This window comes from Curtobacterium sp. SORGH_AS_0776 (genome assembly GCF_031453355.1).
Taxonomy (GTDB): Bacteria; Actinomycetota; Actinomycetes; order Actinomycetales; family Microbacteriaceae; genus Curtobacterium.
Window position 1 is genome coordinate 2391172 of record NZ_JAVIYU010000001.1, and the last position, 18170, is coordinate 2409341.

Consider the following 18170-nt stretch of genomic DNA (forward strand, 5'->3'; position numbering starts at 1 on the left):
GCTGATGCTGCTCGTCGTCGGCCTGCTGGCGGTGGCGTTCGTGCTGGTCGTCGTCGGTGGCCTGCTCGCCGCGTCCGACGCCGCGCTCTCCGTCCTGTCCCGCGCCGACCTCGACGAGATCGCGCGGGAGAGCAAGCACCGCCGCGCGATCGAGGCGGTCGGCGACGACGTCGGGGCGCACGTCAACGCGCTCAACTTCTTCCGGGTGCTCGCCGAGACCGCCGCCGCCGTGCTCGTCACGATCGCGCTCGTGATGGTCTTCGACACGTGGTGGGTCGCGCTCATCGTGGCCGCCGCGATCATGACGGCGGTGTCGTTCGTCCTCGTCGGGTCCAGCCCGCGCAGCGTCGGGCGCGCGCACGCAGAACGACTCATCGCGACCACGGGCGGGCTCGTCCGGGCCGTGCGCATCGTGCTCGGTCCGCTCGCCGGCCTGCTCGTGGCGATCGGCGACCGCGTCACGCCCGGGCGCGGGGGCAGTGCGTCGACGGTGTCGAGCGAGGAGCAGCTGCTGTCGCTCGTCGACGAGGCCACCGAGAGCAACGTCCTCGAGCAGGACGACCGCGAGCTCATCCACTCGGTCTTCGAGTTCAGCGACACCCTCGTGCGTGAGGTGATGGTGCCGCGCACCGACATGCTCACCGTCGACGGTTCGGACACCCTCGCGAGCGGCATGGAGCAGTTCCTCGCCGCGGGCGTCTCCCGCATGCCCGTCACCGGCAAGGGCAGCGACGACGTGCTCGGGGTCCTCTACCTGCGCGACGTGGCCCGGGCCCTGTACGAGCGCCCGGGGTCCGGTACCAAGCGGGTCACGACGCTCCTCCGCCCGGCAGAGTTCGTGCCGGAGTCGAAGGCCGCCGACGACACCCTGCGCCACATGCAGGTCGCGAAGAACCACCTCGTGCTCGTCGTCGACGAGTACGGCGGCGTCGCCGGGCTCGTCACGATGGAAGACCTCATCGAGGAGCTCGTCGGGGACATCTCGGACGAGTACGACCGCGCCGTGGTCGACCGGGTCGAGGTCGAGCCGGGCGTCTGGCGGATCTCCGCCCGACTGCCGATCGACGACCTCGGCGACCTGTTCGGCATCGAGCTCGAGGACGACGACGTCGACACCGCCGGCGGCCTGCTCACCAAGGAGCTCGGCCACCTGGCGATCAGCGGCGACAGCGTCACCGTGTCCGGCGTCGTGCTCACGGCCGACCGGGTCGAGGGCAAGCGCCGCCACCTCATCACCGTGCTCGCCGAGCGCACGCCCGGACTCGCGGACGTCGAGGACGCCTTCGACGACGCAGCATCCACCACGACGGGAACCACGCACGCATGACCGACACCACGCCAGCCACCGCCGGACCGACCGAGCCGTACCGTGCCGGGTTCGTCTCGTTCGTGGGGCGCCCGAACGTCGGGAAGTCCACGCTGACGAACGCACTCGTCGGCGAGAAGGTCGCGATCACCTCGTCGAAGCCGCAGACCACCCGCCGCGCCATCCGCGGGATCGTGCACCGGCCGAACGGGCAGGTCATCATCGTCGACACCCCCGGCGTGCACCGACCGCGCACCCTGCTCGGCGAGCGGCTGAACGACCTGGTGCAGTCCACCCTCGGGGACGTCGACGTCATCGGGCTCTGCGTCCCGGCGAACGAGCCGATCGGCCCCGGCGACCGGTTCATCAACGACACGCTGGACCAGTACCCGCGTGCGAAGAAGGTCGCCATCGTCACGAAGATTGACCGGGCAGCCAAGGACAAGGTCGGGGAGCAACTGCTCGCGGTGTCGAAGCTGCGCGAGTGGGACGCCATCGTGCCGACCTCGGGCACGAGGGGACTGCAGCTCGAGGACCTGCTCGGCGTGATCACGTCGCTGCTGCCCGAGTCGCCCCAGCTCTACGACGACGCCGCGGTGACCGAGGAGACCGACGAGGAGCGGATCGGCGAACTCATCCGCGAAGCCGCGCTCGAGGGCGTGCGCGACGAGCTGCCGCACTCGCTCGCGGTCGTCATCGAAGACGTCGTCGAGCCCGACGAGGACGACGAACCGGACGGCCCGCTGCGCATCTTCGCGAACCTCTTCGTCGAGCGGGACAGCCAGAAGGCGATCGTCATCGGTCGCAAGGGGGAGCGCCTCAAGGACGTCGGGTCGCGGGCCCGTACCGAGATCGAGGCGCTGCTCGGCGGCCGGCACGTGTACCTCAACATCCGGGTGAAGGTCGCGAAGGAGTGGCAGCGCGACCCGAAGCAGCTCGGGCGACTGGGCTTCTGACCCGACCGTCTGCTGACGTCAACCTGGAGGCGGACGCGCACCGCGCCTCCTGGACGTACCGTGGGGTGGTGTTCCGTCCCATGCTGCGCGTGCAGGTGATCACCGACGTCGTGATCGCGGTCCTGCTCGGCGCGCTCGTGCTCGTCGTGACCGCGCGGGGACTGGACTCGCCGTTCGCGCTCCTGACGGTCCTCGGCATGACGGCCGCGCTGGCGCTCCGGCGCCTGTCGCCGGGGCTCGCGCTCGGTGTGGCGTGGGTGTTCGCCGTCCTCGAGATGGTCACCATGCAGATGCCCGACCTGTCGAACGCGTTCATCGCCGGGGTGGTGTACTCGACGAGCCGCTACGGCAGCCGGCGCGTCCGGCTGGCGGGCCTGGTGTCGTCGATCGTCGGTCCGGTGACGGCGGCCGTCTACCTCGGTCTCGACGACTACCGGCAGCGGCAGGGCATCGTGACGGCGACGACGCCCGAGCAGGAGTCGCTCAAGGTCGCGATCGCGTACTTCGCGATCGTGCTGCTGCTGCTCCTCCTGCCGTGGCTCGCCGGTCTCGTGCTCCGCACCCGGCGGTCGGCGAGCATGAGCCGAGAGGCCCAGCTCCTCGCCGAGCGCGACGCCGCACGGGCCGATCGCGCCGTCGCCGTGGAGCAGGAACGCGTCCGGATCGCCCGGGACATGCACGACATCGTCGCGCACTCGCTGGCGGTCGTGATCGCCCAGGCGGACGGCGCCCGGTACGCGCTGAAGGCGGACCCGGCCATCGCCGACGAAGCGCTCGGGACGATCTCGAGCACCGCCCGCCGTGCCCTCGGCGACGTGCGCGAACTGCTCGGTGCGCTACGGCACGAGCAGGGCACCGCACCGACCCCGGAGATCGACGACATCGACCGGCTGATCGGCGAGATGCGTGGCGTCGGCCTCGACGTGCGGGTCGAGCGCGAGGGCGATTCGTCGGGCCTGCCGACCACGACGCAGCTCGCCGTCTACCGGATCGTCCAGGAGAGCCTGACGAACGCGTGGAAGCACGGCGAGCCGAACACCCCGGTGTGCGCGAGCCTCACGTACCGGCCGGACACCGTCGAGATCACGGTCGTCAACCGGCGCGCCGACGACGGCACGCGCGGGCCCGGTACCGGACACGGGCTGGTGGGCATGCGCGAACGTGCCACCATGACCGGGGGGACGATGACCGCGGGACCGCGGGGCGACGACTTCGCGGTCGCGGTCCGGATGCCGTCCGTCCCCGCGAGCGGCCAGATGCCGCGCGGGCTCGTCCCGACCACCCCCTCGACCCTCCAGGAGCGCACCGGCCGATGAACGACACCCCGATCCGCGTCGCGCTCGTCGACGACCAGGCCCTGTTCCGCACCGGCATCCGGATGCTCATCGACTCGCAGGCCGACCTGCAGTTCGTCGGCGAGGCCGGCGACGGTGCCGAGGGCGTGGAGCTCGTGCGGCGCGGGCGTCCCGACGTCGTGCTCATGGACGTCCGCATGCCGGTGATGGACGGCATCACCGCCACCGCCCGGATCGTCGAGGACAGCGGGACCGACGGCGCGAAGGTGCTCGTGCTCACCACGTTCGACTTCGACGAGGCAGCGGCGAAGGCGATCCGAGCCGGCGCGAGCGGCTTCGTGCTGAAGGATGCCGACCCGGAGTTCCTGCTCGCGGCGATCCGCACGGTGCACGCCGGGACCGCGGTGTTCGCGGCGTCGGCGACCCGTGAGCTCCTCCGCCGTTACGAGGACACGAGCGAGCAGGCGCCCTCGGTGCCGGCCGCGTTCGCCGACCTGACGCCGCGCGAACGGGAGATCTTCGACCTGGCGGCGCGGGGCTTCAGCAACAGCGAGATCGCGCAGCACGAGTACGTGAGTGAGGCGACCGTGAAGACGCACATCTCGCGCGTCCTGACCAAGCTCGAGCTGCGGGACCGGGTGCGGCTCGTGGTGTTCGCGCACGAGCACGGTCTGGTCGCGAAGGCCGACTGACCGCGGGATGTCCGGCTGCGCGCTGCGCGCTGCGCGCTGACGGTCCGTCATCCGCCAGGATGACTTCTCCCCAGGCAGCGGAGCCGAGCGGACGATCCACAGGAGCCGCTGGGTCGACGCGGGGCGTGCCTCCTGGCCGTCATCGTGGAGTCATGACCACGAGCAGCACACCGATCATCCGTCTTGACCGCGTTGCGAAGCACTACGGCGATGCCGTGCGGCGGGTGACGGCGTTGGACGATGTGAGCGTCGACATCGGTGCGGGGGAGTTCACGGCGGTGATGGGTCCGTCGGGTTCGGGGAAGTCGACGTTGATGCACGTCGCGGCGGGGCTCGACCAGGTGTCGTCGGGTCGGATCTGGATCGACGGGGTGGACGTCACGGGGTTGGGTGACAGGGAGTTGACGGAGTTGCGGCGTCGTCGGTTGGGGTTCGTGTTCCAGTCGTTCAACCTGGTGCCGACGTTGGACGTGGGGGAGAACATCCGGTTGCCGTTCCTGCTGGGTGGGCACAAGGTGTCGCGTGAGGAGTCGGCGTGGATCGATCGTCTCGTGGAGATGCTGGGGTTGGGGGATCGGTTGTCGCATCGTCCGCACCAGTTGTCGGGTGGGCAGCAGCAGCGGGTGGCGATCGCTCGGGCGTTGGCGTCGCGGCCGGCGGTGGTGGTCGCGGACGAGCCGACGGGGGCGTTGGATTCGCGGACGGGTCGTGATGTGTTGCAGATCTTGCGGGGTGCGGTGTCGGAGTGGGGGCAGAGCGTGGTGATGGTGACGCATGATCCGGTGGCTGCGGCGAATGCTGATCGGATCCTGTTCCTGGCGGATGGTCGTGTGGTGGGGGATCGTCCGGCGATGGATGCCGCGGCGATCTCGACCACGATGCTCGGGATGGAGACCGCAGCGTGAACGGCGTCCGCGCGTTCGCCCCGACCGTCCTCGTCGCGGCGCTCGGCACCACCTTCGGGTCGGCACTGGTCATCGCGCCGGGGATCGTCACCGAGGCCCTGGCGGCCTCCGGTCTCTCCGAGCTCGGCCCGGTGAAGGCGATCCTCTCGGTCGTCGGGTGGCTCTTCCTCGGCATCGCCCTCTACGTCGGTGCGATCGTCACGGCGAACACCTGCGCCACGCTCATCGCCGGGCAGACCCGCACCATCGCGCTGCAGCGGCTCGTCGGGGCGACCGGCGCCTCGTTGCGTGCACGGATCACCCGGACCGGCCTCGTCGTCGGGGTACTCGGCGGTCTGATCGGGGCGGTCGTCGGCACGGGGCTCAGTGCGCTCTTCGTCGTCGTGCTGCGGGGCAACGGGTTCCTGCCGGACACCGCGTACACGATCGTGCCGTGGGAGCTCGTGCTCCCGGTCGTGGCGGTCGTCCTCGCGACCTGGGGTGCGTTCGCAGCCGGTTCGCGGCGGGTGCTCACCGTGACCCCGCTCGAGGCGCTCTCGGCGAGCGTCGAACCGAGTCACGACGACGTCCGCTCAGGGACCGCTCGGAAGGTCTGGGCGATCGTGCTGATGGTGGCGGGCGGCCTGCTCCTGCTCGTCGGGCTGCTCGCCAGCGGGCTCTCGCCCATCGCGGTCCTGCCGGCAGCGCTCGGGGGCTTCGTCTCCTTCGCCGGGGTGGCCGTCGGTGCGACGATCGTGATGCCGCCCGTGCTGCAGCTCATCGGACGCATCGGGGCCCGTGACCCCGTCGTGCTGCTCGCCGGCCGCAACGCCATGCGCGCACCCGGCCGGTCCGCACGGGCGACCATCGGGCTCGTCATCGGCGTCACCCTGCTCGTCACCTTCGCCGTGGCGCTCGGGATCATGCAGCACGTGCTCGGTGCCCAGCTGCAGGCCATGGACCAGGGGCAGATGACGAAGGAGATGCTCGAGGGGCAGCGTGACTTCTTCGTCCAGCTGAACGCCGTCGTGAGCGTCATCGTCGGGTTCTCCGCCGTGATCGCCGCGGTGGGGGTCGTGAACGCGCTCGCCCTCGGGGTGCTGCAGCGCCGCCGGGAGCTCGGGCTGCTGCGGGTGCTCGGGCTGACCGGGGCGCAGGTCCGACGGATGATCGTCACCGAGGCCGTCCAGATGGTCGTCGCAGCCGTCGTCACCGGGCTCGTGCTCGGCACCTTCTACGGGTGGGTCGGTGGGCAGACGTTGCTCGGTTCGCTCGGCTTCGCGACGACGCCGGTGCTGCCGCCGCTGACGGTGGGGATCGTGGTCGTGGGGGCGTTGGTCCTCGCGGTGGTCGCGACGATCGCGCCGGTGCGGCGTGCGATGCGGGTGCCGCCGACGGAGGCGCTGGCGGTCGACTGAGACGTCGCACGCTCCTGATCAACCGATCGGATGACGCGGCGTCTGCCCGATATTGAAATACTGGACGCATGGACATGCAACCGATCATCCGTCTTGACCGCGTTTCGAAGCACTACGGCGATGCCGTGCGGCGGGTGACGGCGTTGGACGATGTGAGCGTCGACATCGGTGCGGGGGAGTTCACGGCGGTGATGGGTCCGTCGGGTTCGGGGAAGTCGACGTTGATGCACGTCGCGGCGGGGCTCGACCAGGTGTCGTCGGGTCGGATCTGGATCGACGGGGTGGACGTCACGGGGTTGGGTGACAGGGAGTTGACGGAGTTGCGGCGTCGTCGGTTGGGGTTCGTGTTCCAGTCGTTCAACCTGGTGCCGACGTTGGACGTGGGGGAGAACATCCGGTTGCCGTTCCTGCTGGGTGGGCACAAGGTGTCGCGTGAGGAGTCGGCGTGGATCGATCGTCTCGTGGAGATGCTGGGGTTGGGGGATCGGTTGTCGCATCGTCCGCACCAGTTGTCGGGTGGGCAGCAGCAGCGGGTGGCGATCGCTCGGGCGTTGGCGTCGCGGCCGGCGGTGGTGGTCGCGGACGAGCCGACGGGGGCGTTGGATTCGCGGACGGGTCGTGATGTGTTGCAGATCTTGCGGGGTGCGGTGTCGGAGTGGGGGCAGAGCGTGGTGATGGTGACGCATGATCCGGTGGCTGCGGCGAATGCTGATCGGATCCTGTTCCTGGCGGATGGTCGTGTGGTGGGGGATCGTCCGGCGATGGATGCTGCGGCGATCTCGACCACGATGCTCGGGATGGAGACCGCAGCGTGAACGGGCAGCACCGTGCGCGCCGCTCCCGCCGGTGGTCCGTCCCGACACGAGCGCTCGCGGACAACGGCGGTTCGGTCGTCGTCGCCGTCCTCGCCGGGACCTTCGGTGGAGTGGTCGTCGCGGCTGCCGAGCTCGCAGGGCGGATCCTCGACGCGGGAGCGCGCACCGGCCAGAGCGGCACCGTCGCAGTCCTCCTCCCGCTGGCGGCGTGGGTCTTCTTCGGCGTCGCACTCTCCGTCGCGTCGGTCGTCACGGTGAACACGTGCGGGACCGCGATGGCAGGTCGGACCCGGGTGCTCGCACTCGAGCGACTGCTGGGCGCTTCGGCGTCCCTGCTCCGCCGACGGCTGACCCGCGACGGCGCGGTCGTCGGGATCGTCGGGGCGTTGGCCGGGGTGCTCCTTGCGCTCGCCCTGGCGAACGTGGGGGTCGTCGTGGCGGCGTCGACCGGCATCGTCGAGGACTCGAGTCCGATGGTGCCCCTGCAGTCCCTCGTCGTGTGGGTGACGGTCGCGGGCGCCGTGGTCATTGCGTTCCGGATCGGGTCCCGTCGGGTGCTCTCGCTCGCGCCCCTGCAGGCGCTGGGGTCGACGGTCGAGTCCGAGGTCTCAGCACGCACGAGTCCGTGGCGCACGGCGGTCGCGGTGGTCCTCTTCCTCGGGGGCTGGATCGGTGTCGCCGGCTCGATCGTCCTCGGAGCGACGTCGTACCTCGCCGTGCTGCTCGCCGTCGCGGCGGGGGCGGTCTCGTTCTCCGGGCTGGTGCTCGGGTCGCCGGTCGTCCTGCCGCCCGTCCTCCGACTCGTGGCCGCGGTCGGCCGGTTCCCGATGGCGATGCTCGCGGGCCGCAACGCCCTGCGGTCGCCGGCGCGCGCCTCCCGGGCCGCCGTCGGGCTCCTCATCGCGGTCACCCTCGTCGTGACGTTCTCGGTCGGGCTCGCCACCTACGAGGCCATGCTCGTCCGACAGGTCGACGGGGACCCGGTCTACTACCGCGGCATCCACGATCAGTTCGTCGCGCTCTCGACGATGTTCACCGTGCTGATCGGTGGTGCCGGCGTGATCGCGGCGGCGGGTGTGGTGAACGTTTCGTCGATGACCGTCGCACAACGCAGGCAGGAGTTCGGACTGCTTCGAACGCTCGGTGCGACCCGGCGTCAGGTGGCCGTGATGGTCACGGTCGAGACGGTGGTCATGGTGACGGTGGCGCTGGTCCTCGGCGTGCTCCTCGGTGTCGGCTACGGCTGGGCCGGCGCGTACTCGATCCTCGGGACGACACAGGGAGCAGCGCTGATCGCGCCCGTCTTCCCACTCTCGGCCGTCGCGGTGGTCGTGATCGGGACGCTCGCGGTCGCGCTCTGGTCGGTGCTCGGTCCGGTGCGGCGTGCGATGCGGGTGCCGCCGACGGAGGCGCTTGCGGTCGACTGACCCGTCGCTCGCGGTCGTTCGGGTCGCTCGGGTCGCACGTTCGGTCGCTCGGGTCGGCCGAGGTCCCACGATCGGTCGCTCGGGTCGGCCGAGGTCGCACGAAGTGTCGCTCGCGGCGCCGGCGGGCAACGGTTCGTGCGACCTCGACGCCCCGGCCGCGGCATGTCGTGCGACCTCGGCGCCCCGGTCGCCGGGTGCGGGTCGTGCGACCGCGGCGTCCGTGCGACCTCGACGCCCTGGCCGCGGCACCCGTGCGACCTCGGCGCCCCGCGACGGCTCGGTCTGTCACACGGACCGCCGCCGGTGCTACCGTGGACCCGATGTACTCGGCGCTCCTCCTCCTTCGCTGCCGCGACGAGGCCTGACACAACGGCCCACCTCGTCGCGGAGTCCGTCGTGGCCTGACCCACACCTGACGACGAAAGCGACGAAACGATGCAGAACACCCAGCGCCCCTCCGGGATGCCGATCCACAAGTACGTCCCGTTCCACGAGCAGATCCGTGTCGACCTCCCGGACCGCACCTGGCCGACGAAGCGCATCGACAAGGCGCCGCGGTGGTGCGCGGTCGACCTGCGCGACGGCAACCAGGCCCTGATCGACCCGATGGACTCCGAGCGCAAGCGCGCCATGTTCGACCTGCTCGTCCGGATGGGCTACAAGGAGATCGAGGTCGGGTTCCCGAGCGCCTCGCAGACCGACTTCGACTTCGTCCGCTCGCTCATCGACGAGGGCGCCATCCCCGACGACGTCACGATCCAGGTGCTGACCCAGGCGCGCGAGCACCTCATCAACCGCACGTACGAGGCGATCGACGGCGCGAAGCAGGCCATCGTGCACCTGTACAACTCGACGTCGATCGTCCAGCGCGAGGTCGTGTTCCGCACCGACGTGCAGGGCGTCGTCGACATCGCGGTGTCCGGCGCGAAGCTGTGCCGCGCGGCCGAGGCGACCCTGCAGCACGACACGAAGGTCTTCTACGAGTACTCGCGCCCGAGTCGTACACGGGTACCGAGCTCGAGGTCGCGGTCGAGATCTGCAACGACGTGCTCGAGGTGTTCGAGCCGACGCCCGACCGCAAGGTGATCATCAACCTGCCGGCGACCGTCGAGATGGCGACGCCGAACGTCTACGCCGACTCGATCGAGTGGATGTCCCGCAACCTGGCCCACCGCGAGGACGTCATCCTCTCCCTGCACCCCCACAACGACCGTGGCACCGCCGTCGCGGCCGCGGAGCTCGGGTACATGGCCGGCGCCGACCGCATCGAGGGCTGCCTGTTCGGCAACGGTGAGCGCACCGGCAACGTCGACCTGGTCGCACTCGGCATGAACCTGTTCACGCAGGGGATCGACCCCGAGATCGACTTCTCGGACATCGACCAGATCAAGCGCACGGTCGAGTACTGCAACCAGCTGCCGGTGCCGGAGCGCCAGCCGTGGGCGGGCGACCTCGTCTACACGGCGTTCAGCGGCTCGCACCAGGACGCCATCAACAAGGGCTTCGAGGCCATGAAGGCCAAGGCCGCGGCCGCCGGCAAGGACATCGACCAGATCGAGTGGGCGGTGCCGTACCTGCCCGTCGACCCGAAGGACATCGGCCGTTCGTACGAGGCCGTGATCCGCGTCAACTCCCAGTCCGGCAAGGGCGGCGTCGCCTACCTGCTCAAGACGGACCACTCGATCGACCTGCCCCGCAAGCTGCAGATCGAGTTCTCCGGGGTCGTGCAGCAGCGCACCGACGCCGAGGGCGGCGAGTTCTCGTCCGAGCGCATCTGGGACCTCTTCCGCGACGAGTACCTGCCCGCAGCCGACGAGTCCGACAAGTGGGGCCGCTACGAGATCACGAAGACGGCGACGTCGAGCGACTTCGACGGCACGACGAAGCTCTCGGTCGCCCTGCGCGTCGACGACGGCTCGATCACGTCCGACGCCGTCGGGACGGGCCCGATCGACGCGTTCCTCACGGTCATGCGGGAGCAGGGCGTCGACGTGACGCTCTACGACTACTCGGAGCACACGATGAGCGCCTCCGGTGACGCGCAGGCCGCGTCCTACGTCGAGCTCGACGTCGACGGCGTCCGACTGTGGGGCGTCGGGATCGACGCCGACATCGCCACCGCGTCGCTCAAGGCGATCGTCTCGGCGGTCAACCGCGCGGTGCGCGCGGGGGCTGCGTCCGGCGCGTCGGAGCTGGTCTCGGCGTAACGCGTTCCGTCCAGGAGGCGCGGTGCGGGTCCGTCCCGCACCGCGCCTCGTGTGCGTGGTCGCGCTGGTGCGTGCGCGCCGCGAGCGGGACGTCTCTGTCCCGCTCGGCGGTGGCGAGCGGGACCTTCTGCCCGCTCGGCGGACGTGAGCGGCGTGTCGCGCCCGCTCGACGCCCGCCCGATTGCGCGCCGCGAACGCTCGACGCCCGCCCGCCGCGAGCGGCACGGCACAGAGCGTCGGTGGCGCGGGGGATACTGGACCAATGCCGCTGTACCGGGACGAGTGCGTCGTGTTGCGCACCCACAAGCTCGGTGAAGCCGACCGCATCGTCACGATGCTGAGCCGGCAGCACGGCAAGATCCGGGCGGTGGCGAAGGGCGTCCGGCGGACCGCGTCGAAGTTCGGGTCCCGGCTCGAGCCGTTCATGGTCGTCGACGCCCAGTTCTACGAGGGCCGCTCGCTCGACATCGTCACCCAGGCCGAGTCGCTCGGTTCGTACGGCGCGCAGATCGTCGCCGACTACGGGGCCTACACCGCCGCCAGCGCGATGGTCGAGACCGCCGACCGCCTGAGCGAGGCCGACGCCGGACTGCAGCAGTACCTGCTCCTCGTCGGGGCCCTCCGGTCGCTGGCGCGGGGCGAGCACGTGACGAGTGCGACGCTCGACTCGTACCTGTTGCGCGCGATGAGCATCGCGGGCTGGGCGCCGTCGTTCCGCGACTGCGCGGTCACCGGCGAGCCCGGGCCGCACTCGGCGTTCGTCGTGCAGCTCGGCGGCGTGGTGGCGGACCACGCGGCTCCGCCGGGGACACCGCGGCTCGACCCGGACACCCTGCAGCTCCTGGGCTCACTGCTCGCCGGCGACTGGCGCACAGTGGACGCGTCGGACGAGCGCACGCGCTCCCGGGCGTCCGGCGTGGTGGCGGCGTACGCCCAGTGGCACCTGGAACGATCGCTCCGGTCGCTGCCGCACGTCGACCGCACCGAGCACCCGTCCCCGGTCCATCCGACACCGGGTGGTGTGCCCGCCGCGGTCGCCGCGACCCCGGCACCCACGCTGCCGGAGCCGCCGGACCCGTCCGACAACGCGACCGGCAACGTGCCGGGCAACGCGTCCGACCACGCGCCCGGCAACGCGCCCGACCACGCGACCGACCAGCCGTCCGACCACGGAGGAACCCCTGCATGAGCCCTCGCCGGTACGCCGAGTCCGAGCCGCTGAAGCCCGTCGACTGGACGGGTGAGCACCCTCCGGCGATCCCGCTGCAGTTCGTCCCCGAGCACGTCGCGATCGTGATGGACGGCAACGGCCGCTGGGCGAACCAGCGCGGCCTCACCCGGGTCGAGGGGCACCGTGCGGGTGAGGCATCGCTCCTCGACGTGGTCGCCGGCGCCGTGCAGATCGGCGTCAAGCACGTCTCGGCGTACGCGTTCTCGACCGAGAACTGGAAGCGCTCACCCGACGAGGTCCGCTTCCTGATGGGCTTCAACCGCGAGGTCCTGCACCGCCGCCGCGACCAACTGAACGCGTGGGGGGTCCGGATCCGGTGGGCGGGACGGCGGCCGCGGCTCTGGCGCAGCGTGATCGACGAGCTGCAGACCGCGGAGCGCATGACCGCCGACAACGACGTCTGCACGCTGACGATGTGCGTCAACTACGGCGGTCGGAACGAGATCGTCGACGCGGTGCGGGGCATGGCCGAGGACGTCGCGGCCGGGCGCCTCAAGCCGAGCCAGGTCACTGAGAAGGCCCTCGCGAAGCGGCTGTACGTGCCGGAGCTGCCGGACGTCGACCTCTTCCTGCGGAGCTCGGGGGAGCAGCGGACGTCCAACTTCATGCTGTGGCAGTCGGCGTACGCCGAGATGGTGTTCCTCGACCGGCTGTGGCCGGACTTCCGTCGCACCGACCTGTGGGGAGCGATCGAGCAGTACGCGCGCCGCGATCGACGGTTCGGCGGGGCGGTGGACGCACCGACGGCCTGACAGGAGGCGCGGGGCGGCGCCGACCGCGCCTCCCGTCCGACGGTTCCCGGCTCGACCGAGCGCGCGCCTCCGGCTCAGCCGAGCAGGTGCGCCGCGCCGCGGACCGCGTCGAGCGCGGCGCGGACGCTCGGCACCCGGTCCGCGCCGCGTGCCACCACCACCTCGACGCGCCGCGCGAGTTCGTCGCTCGCCGGCGTGACCGAGACGCCGGGCGGCACCACGGTGGTCGTGAGCGCGAGGCGGGGGAGCAGGGCCACACCGAGGCCCGCCGCGACCAACCCGACGACCGCCGCGGCGTTGTCCGTCTCGAGGACGATGTCCGGGGTGAAGCCGGAGGCGGCGCACGACGCGAGCAGGTGGCCTCGGCAGCGCGGGCACCCGCCGATCCATCGCGCCTCGCGGAAGGCGGCGAGGTCCGCGACCACGTCGGCACCGTGCGCGGACCCGCTCAGCGCCGGGGCAGGCGTCACGAGGGCGAGCGGGTCGCGACCGAGCACCCGGGTCGTGAGCGTCGGGTCGGCGCCGACGTCGTCGCCCTGCAACGCGTGCGAGAACGTCAGCGCCAGGTCGACCTCGCCGCGGCGGAGGAGCTCGACGGCCTCCGGTGGTTCGGCCTCGACGTACGAGGTCACCACGCCCGGACTCGTTGCCGACATCGCGGCGAGCACCGGCGGCACGAGGGTCGACGACGCGCTCGGGAACCCGGCGATCCGCGCCCGTCCGCGGGCGAGGCCGCCGACGGCGTCGAGGTCCTCCCGCGCGGCCGCGAGGGCCGCCTGCACGGCGAGGGCGTGGTCGGCGAGGACTCGTCCCGACTCGGTGAGCGTGACGCCGCGCGCTCCGCGGAGCACGAGCTCGTGGCCGGTCCGGCGTTCGGCGCGGGCGAGCAGCTGGCTCACCGCGGGCTGGCTGTACCCGAGGGCGGCGGCCGCGCGGCTGATCGAGCCGGCGTCACGGACGGCGCGCAGCACGCGGAGGAGTTGGGGATCGAGGTCGTCCACAACGTCATGTTATGGGGGATCGAAGAAGCCTGCCCTGGTGTGATGGGCGACCCCGCGCCACCGTGGAGGCATGGACTCCTTCGTCGACGGCTCCGGCTACCTCGCTGCCTGCACCGCCGGACTCCCCACGCGCGGCACGCTCGCCGCCATGCGCGCCGACCTCGACGAGTGGGAGCACGCCGCGTCCACGCCGGTCGCGTACGGCGCGCTCGTCGAGGAGGGCCGCTCGCTCTTCGCGCGCATCGTCGGCGTCGACCGGGCCCGGGTCGCCACGGGGTCGCAGACCTCCGCCATGGTCGCGGTCGTCGCCGCTGCGCTGCCGGACGGCGCCGAGGTGGTCGTCCCCGACGGCGACTTCAGTTCGCTCGTGTTCCCGTTCCTCGCCCAGGCGCACCGGGGCGTCCGGGTCCGGAGCGTCCCGCTCGCCTCCCTCGTCGACGCGGTGCGGCCCGGGACGTCCCTCGTCGCCTGGTCCGCGGTGCAGTCGTCGAGCGGCGTCGTCACCGATCCGGAGCCGGTGCTCGAGGCGGCTCGGACCGTCGGCGCGCTCACGCTGTGCGACCTCACGCAGGCCGCCGGCGTGCTCCCGGTGGACGCGGCCCCGTTCGACGTGACCGTCACGCACGCGTACAAGTGGCTGTGCGCGCCGCGCGGGGTCGCCTTCTCGACGTTCTCGGACGCCGCGCTCGAACGGCTCCGCCCCGTGCAGGCCGGGTGGTACGCGGGCGCCGACGTGTGGGCGTCCTGCTACGGCCCAGCGATGCGGCTCGCCGACGACGCGCGTCGGTTCGACGTCTCGCCTGCGTGGCAGGCATGGCCGGGCGCGGTGGCTGCGCTCCGGCACGTCGCCGCGCTCGACGCGACGTCGTCCTGGAGGCACGCCACGCGTCTCACGGACCGGCTCGCCGACACGCTCGGGTCACCTCGGAGCGGTCAGGCGATCACGACGTTCGCGGACGCGGACGGCGCGGCCCTCCGGGCCCTCGCGGCAGCCGGGATCACCGCGAGCGGGCGGGCCGGTCGGCTCCGGCTGGCGTTCCACCTCTGGAACGACGAGGACGACGTGACGCGCGTGGCGGACGCGCTGGGCGCGGTGGACGGCTTCAGACCGGAGGGGTGAGGCCCGTTCTCCACAGGCACCGCGCCTCCCGTCCGCCGAGGCCCGTGGGGCCGGTACGCTTGCCCGGTACGTTTCCGAACCGGGCACCCAGCTCGGCGACCTCTGGAGCATCCCGTGGCACAGTCCTCCCGTCTCGACAGCGTCATCGCCCTGGCCAAGGGCCGTGGCTTCGTCTTCCAGTCGGGGGAGATCTACGGCGGATCGCGCTCCGCGTGGGACTACGGGCCCCTCGGCGTCGAGCTGAAGGAGAACATCAAGCGGCAGTGGTGGCAGCGGTTCGTCCGCGGCCGCGGTGACATGGTCGGCCTCGACTCGGCCGTGATCCTGCCGCGCAAGGTGTGGGAGGCGTCCGGGCACGTCGCGACGTTCACCGACCCGCTCGTCGAGTGCCTGCACTGCCACCACCGGTTCCGCGAAGACCACCTCATCGAGGCGTTCGTGGCGAAGAAGGACCGGCAGCCCGAGGGTGGCATGGCCGAGATCGCGTGCCCGAACTGCGGGACCCGCGGCCAGTGGACCGAGCCGCGCGAGTTCTCCGGCATGCTCAAGACCTACCTCGGCCCGGTCGAGTCGGAAGAGGGCCTGAACTTCCTCCGCCCCGAGACCGCGCAGGGCATCTTCGTGGACTTCGCGCAGGTCGTGACGACCAGCCGCATGAAGCCCCCGTTCGGCATCGGCCAGGTCGGCAAGGCCTTCCGCAACGAGATCACGCCCGGCAACTTCATCTTCCGGACGCGTGAGTTCGAGCAGATGGAGATCGAGTACTTCGTGCCGCCGGCCTCCGCGCAGGAGCACTACGAGCAGTGGATCGCCGACTCGGTCGCGTTCTTCACCGACCTCGGCATCGACCCGGAGAACCTGCGGCGCTTCGACGTCCCGGACGGGGAACGCGCGCACTACTCCGACGCCACCGCCGACATCGAGTACCGCTTCGGGTTCGCGGGCACCGAGTGGGGCGAGCTCATGGGCGTCGCGAACCGCACGGACTTCGACCTCAACAACCACATCGAGTCCTCCGGCAAGGACCTCCGGTACTTCGACCAGGCAGCGAACGAGAAGTACGTGCCGTACGTCATCGAGCCGTCGTTCGGTCTGACCCGCGCGCTCATGGCGTTCCTGCTCGACGCCTACCACGAGGACGAGGCGCCGAACGCGAAGGGCGGCGTCGACAAGCGCACGGTCCTGCGGCTCGACCCGCGGCTCGCTCCGGTCAAGGCCGCCGTCCTGCCGCTGTCCCGCAACGAGCAGCTGTCGCCGGTGGCGCGTGGCCTCGCGGACGACCTGCGCAAGTACTGGAACGTGGACTTCGACGACGCGGGGGCGATCGGCCGTCGCTACCGTCGCCACGACGAGATCGGCACGCCGTTCTGCATCACGGTGGACTTCGACACGCTCGAGGACAAGGCCGTGACGGTGCGCGAGCGCGACACGATGTCGCAGGAGCGGGTGGCGCTCGACCAGCTGCAGGGGTACCTCGCGGCGCGGTTGCTCGGCGCGTAGGCGCGGCGCGGCCGGGTCGAACCACGGATCCGACATCGAACCGGGCCCCGGCCGTGGTTCGGTGTCGGATTCGTGGTTCGACGGAGTGACAGCGGACGCAGGCCGGGGCAGCGCGGGAATGCGGCTGCGGCGGCCCCGGTTGCGCCCAGCATGAACGACTCTGTGAAGGTCGATGTCTGGTCGGACATCGCCTGCCCCTGGTGCTACATCGGCAAGCGGAAGTTCGAGGCCGGCGTCGCCGCCTTCGCCTCGACCCCGAACGGCGCCCCGGTCGAGGTCGAGTACCACTCCTTCGAGCTCAGCCCCGACACCCCCGTGGACTTCGAGGGCACCGAGGCCGAGTTCCTCTCCGGCCACAAGGGCATGCCCGTCGAGCAAGCGCAGCAGATGCTCGACCAGGTCTCCGGCATCGCCGCGAGCGTCGGCCTCGACTACGACTTCGAGTCGATGCACCACACCAACACGGTGAAGGCACACCAGGTCATCCACCTGGCGAAGGAGCAGGGCAAGCAGCTCGAGATGGTCGAGCGCCTCTTCGCCGCCTACTTCGAGCGTGGTGAGCACGTCGGTCAGGACGAGTCGCTGGCGTCCCTCGCGGCCGAGGTCGGTCTCGACCCGGACGAGGTCCGCGCCACGCTCCGCGACGACTCGCAGCTCGCGGCCGTCCGCGCCGACCAGGCGCAGGCGCAGTCGTACGGCATCAACGGCGTCCCGTTCTTCGTCATCGACGGCAAGTACGGCGTCTCCGGCGCGCAGGACCCGGCTGCGTTCGAGCAGGTGCTGACGCAGGTCGTCGCCCTCCGCGGGACGACCCCGTCGGACATCGCCGAGGCCGAGCAGCGGTCCGCCGAGGACGCGGCAGCAGACGCGGAGGCGACCCGATGACGGACGTCCGCGTCGACGGCTCGACCGAGCCGCGCCTCCAGTCCGACGGCCAGGAGGCGCGACCCGCCCTGCTCACGCTCGTCACGCCCGGCGGTGCGCCGGTCTGCGAGGGCGACTCGTGCTTCGTGCCCGGCGCCGAGGGCGTCTGGACCGAGGTCCCCGACTGAGCGGGTGCTAGCGGACGGGTTCCTCGTCGGTGATGTCGGCGACCGTCGCGTCGTACGCCGCGATCAGGTCGTCGGCGTCGACGAAGGCGCTCGCGCCGTGCCGACCCGCGCCGAGGGCGACCCGGCGTCCGAGGATCCGTTCGTCGGCGTAGACCGGCAGGTCGCCCGTCGCGCCGATGGGCGTGATGGTGCCGCGTTCGTAGCCGGAGGCCTCGAGCGCGGTGGCGGCGTCGGGCATCGAGAGCTTGTTGACGCCGACGACGGTGCGGAGCTTCTTCCAGGCGATGGCACGGCCACCGGGCACGAGGGCGAGCAGGAAGCCGCCGTCGTGCCGCTTGACGACGAGGGTCTTCACGATGTCGCCGGGCTCGATGCCGAGCAGCGCTGCTGCCCCGTGCAGGGAGTCCGCGGCGGGGCGTTCGACCACGTCGACCCGGAGGCCCCGGGCCCGTGCGTCGGCGTCGAACCTGGTGATGGCGTCGGTCGTCATGTGGAGAACGCTACCGGCGCGCAC

The 18170-nt window shown here is 71.4% G+C and carries 15 protein-coding genes and 2 pseudogenes; 15 read left to right on the forward strand and 2 right to left on the reverse strand.

Annotated elements, in window-relative coordinates:
* The first annotated feature begins 4 nt into the window (after positions 1 to 4).
* The 11 genes and pseudogenes from QE359_RS11835 (at position 5) to QE359_RS11885 (ending at position 12983) form a co-directional block, all read left to right on the forward strand.
* Complete coding sequence (locus tag QE359_RS11835; RefSeq protein WP_070418694.1) at positions 5 to 1327, forward strand: hemolysin family protein; 1323 nt, start codon at positions 5 to 7, stop codon at positions 1325 to 1327.
* Complete coding sequence (gene era, locus QE359_RS11840) at positions 1324 to 2262, forward strand: GTPase Era (protein ID WP_309779307.1); 939 nt, start codon at positions 1324 to 1326, stop codon at positions 2260 to 2262. Before QE359_RS11835 ends, era begins: the two co-directional genes overlap by 4 nt.
* 68 nt (positions 2263 to 2330) lie before the next feature.
* Complete coding sequence (locus tag QE359_RS11845; protein ID WP_309779308.1) at positions 2331 to 3578, forward strand: histidine kinase; 1248 nt, start codon at positions 2331 to 2333, stop codon at positions 3576 to 3578.
* Positions 3575 to 4249, forward strand: a complete 675-nt coding sequence (locus QE359_RS11850) for a response regulator transcription factor (RefSeq protein ID WP_309779309.1) — start codon at positions 3575 to 3577, stop codon at positions 4247 to 4249. The genes QE359_RS11845 and QE359_RS11850 overlap by 4 nt, the downstream gene beginning before the upstream one ends.
* Before the next feature lie 152 nt (positions 4250 to 4401).
* Positions 4402 to 5154, forward strand: a complete 753-nt coding sequence (locus QE359_RS11855; protein ID WP_309779311.1) for an ABC transporter ATP-binding protein — start codon at positions 4402 to 4404, stop codon at positions 5152 to 5154.
* The gene (locus QE359_RS11860; RefSeq protein ID WP_309779312.1) at positions 5151 to 6551 is read left to right on the forward strand and encodes an ABC transporter permease; all 1401 of its coding nucleotides are present in this window, start codon (positions 5151 to 5153) and stop codon (positions 6549 to 6551) included. Before QE359_RS11855 ends, QE359_RS11860 begins: the two co-directional genes overlap by 4 nt.
* Before the next feature lie 74 nt (positions 6552 to 6625).
* Entirely contained in the window at positions 6626 to 7366 is a 741-nt protein-coding gene (locus QE359_RS11865) for an ABC transporter ATP-binding protein (protein ID WP_309780427.1), read from the forward strand.
* On the forward strand, positions 7363 to 8793 hold the full coding sequence (locus tag QE359_RS11870) for an ABC transporter permease (protein WP_309779313.1): 1431 nt from the start codon (positions 7363 to 7365) through the stop codon (positions 8791 to 8793). Before QE359_RS11865 ends, QE359_RS11870 begins: the two co-directional genes overlap by 4 nt.
* Positions 8794 to 9228: 435 nt before the next feature.
* Positions 9229 to 11000: pseudogene (gene leuA / locus QE359_RS11875) on the forward strand (2-isopropylmalate synthase).
* A gap of 262 nt (positions 11001 to 11262) precedes the next feature.
* Positions 11263 to 11985 (forward strand): annotated as a pseudogene (recO, locus tag QE359_RS11880) (DNA repair protein RecO); the annotation flags it as partial.
* 200 nt (positions 11986 to 12185) lie between these two features.
* Positions 12186 to 12983 carry an isoprenyl transferase gene (locus tag QE359_RS11885; protein WP_070418701.1) on the forward strand — a complete coding sequence of 266 codons (798 nt, stop codon included), beginning with the start codon at positions 12186 to 12188 and terminating at the stop codon, positions 12981 to 12983.
* Between the two features lie 74 nt (positions 12984 to 13057).
* On the opposite strand, the gene QE359_RS11890 is transcribed toward QE359_RS11885, so the two are convergent.
* Positions 13058 to 13984: a LysR family transcriptional regulator gene (locus tag QE359_RS11890; RefSeq protein WP_309779314.1), complete on the reverse strand. Its 927-nt coding sequence runs from the start codon at positions 13982 to 13984 to the stop codon at positions 13058 to 13060.
* Positions 13985 to 14054: 70 nt separating this feature from the next.
* On the opposite strand from QE359_RS11890, the gene QE359_RS11895 reads away from it, so the two are divergent.
* From QE359_RS11895 to QE359_RS11910, 4 genes are all read left to right on the forward strand, one after another.
* Positions 14055 to 15104, forward strand: a complete 1050-nt coding sequence (locus QE359_RS11895) for an aminotransferase class V-fold PLP-dependent enzyme (RefSeq protein WP_309779315.1) — start codon at positions 14055 to 14057, stop codon at positions 15102 to 15104.
* A gap of 114 nt (positions 15105 to 15218) precedes the next feature.
* Positions 15219 to 16604, forward strand: coding sequence for a glycine--tRNA ligase (locus QE359_RS11900; protein ID WP_071294830.1), 1386 nt, complete (start codon positions 15219 to 15221; stop codon positions 16602 to 16604).
* Positions 16605 to 16754: 150 nt separating this feature from the next.
* Complete coding sequence (locus QE359_RS11905) at positions 16755 to 17489, forward strand: DsbA family oxidoreductase (protein WP_309779316.1); 735 nt, start codon at positions 16755 to 16757, stop codon at positions 17487 to 17489.
* Entirely contained in the window at positions 17486 to 17656 is a 171-nt protein-coding gene (locus QE359_RS11910; RefSeq protein WP_309779317.1) for a hypothetical protein, read from the forward strand. The genes QE359_RS11905 and QE359_RS11910 overlap by 4 nt, the downstream gene beginning before the upstream one ends.
* Before the next feature lie 7 nt (positions 17657 to 17663).
* Here QE359_RS11910 and QE359_RS11915 read toward each other — a convergent pair whose 3' ends face one another.
* On the reverse strand, positions 17664 to 18146 hold the full coding sequence (locus QE359_RS11915) for a YbaK/EbsC family protein (protein ID WP_309779318.1): 483 nt from the start codon (positions 18144 to 18146) through the stop codon (positions 17664 to 17666).
* Positions 18147 to 18170: the final 24 nt, after the last annotated feature.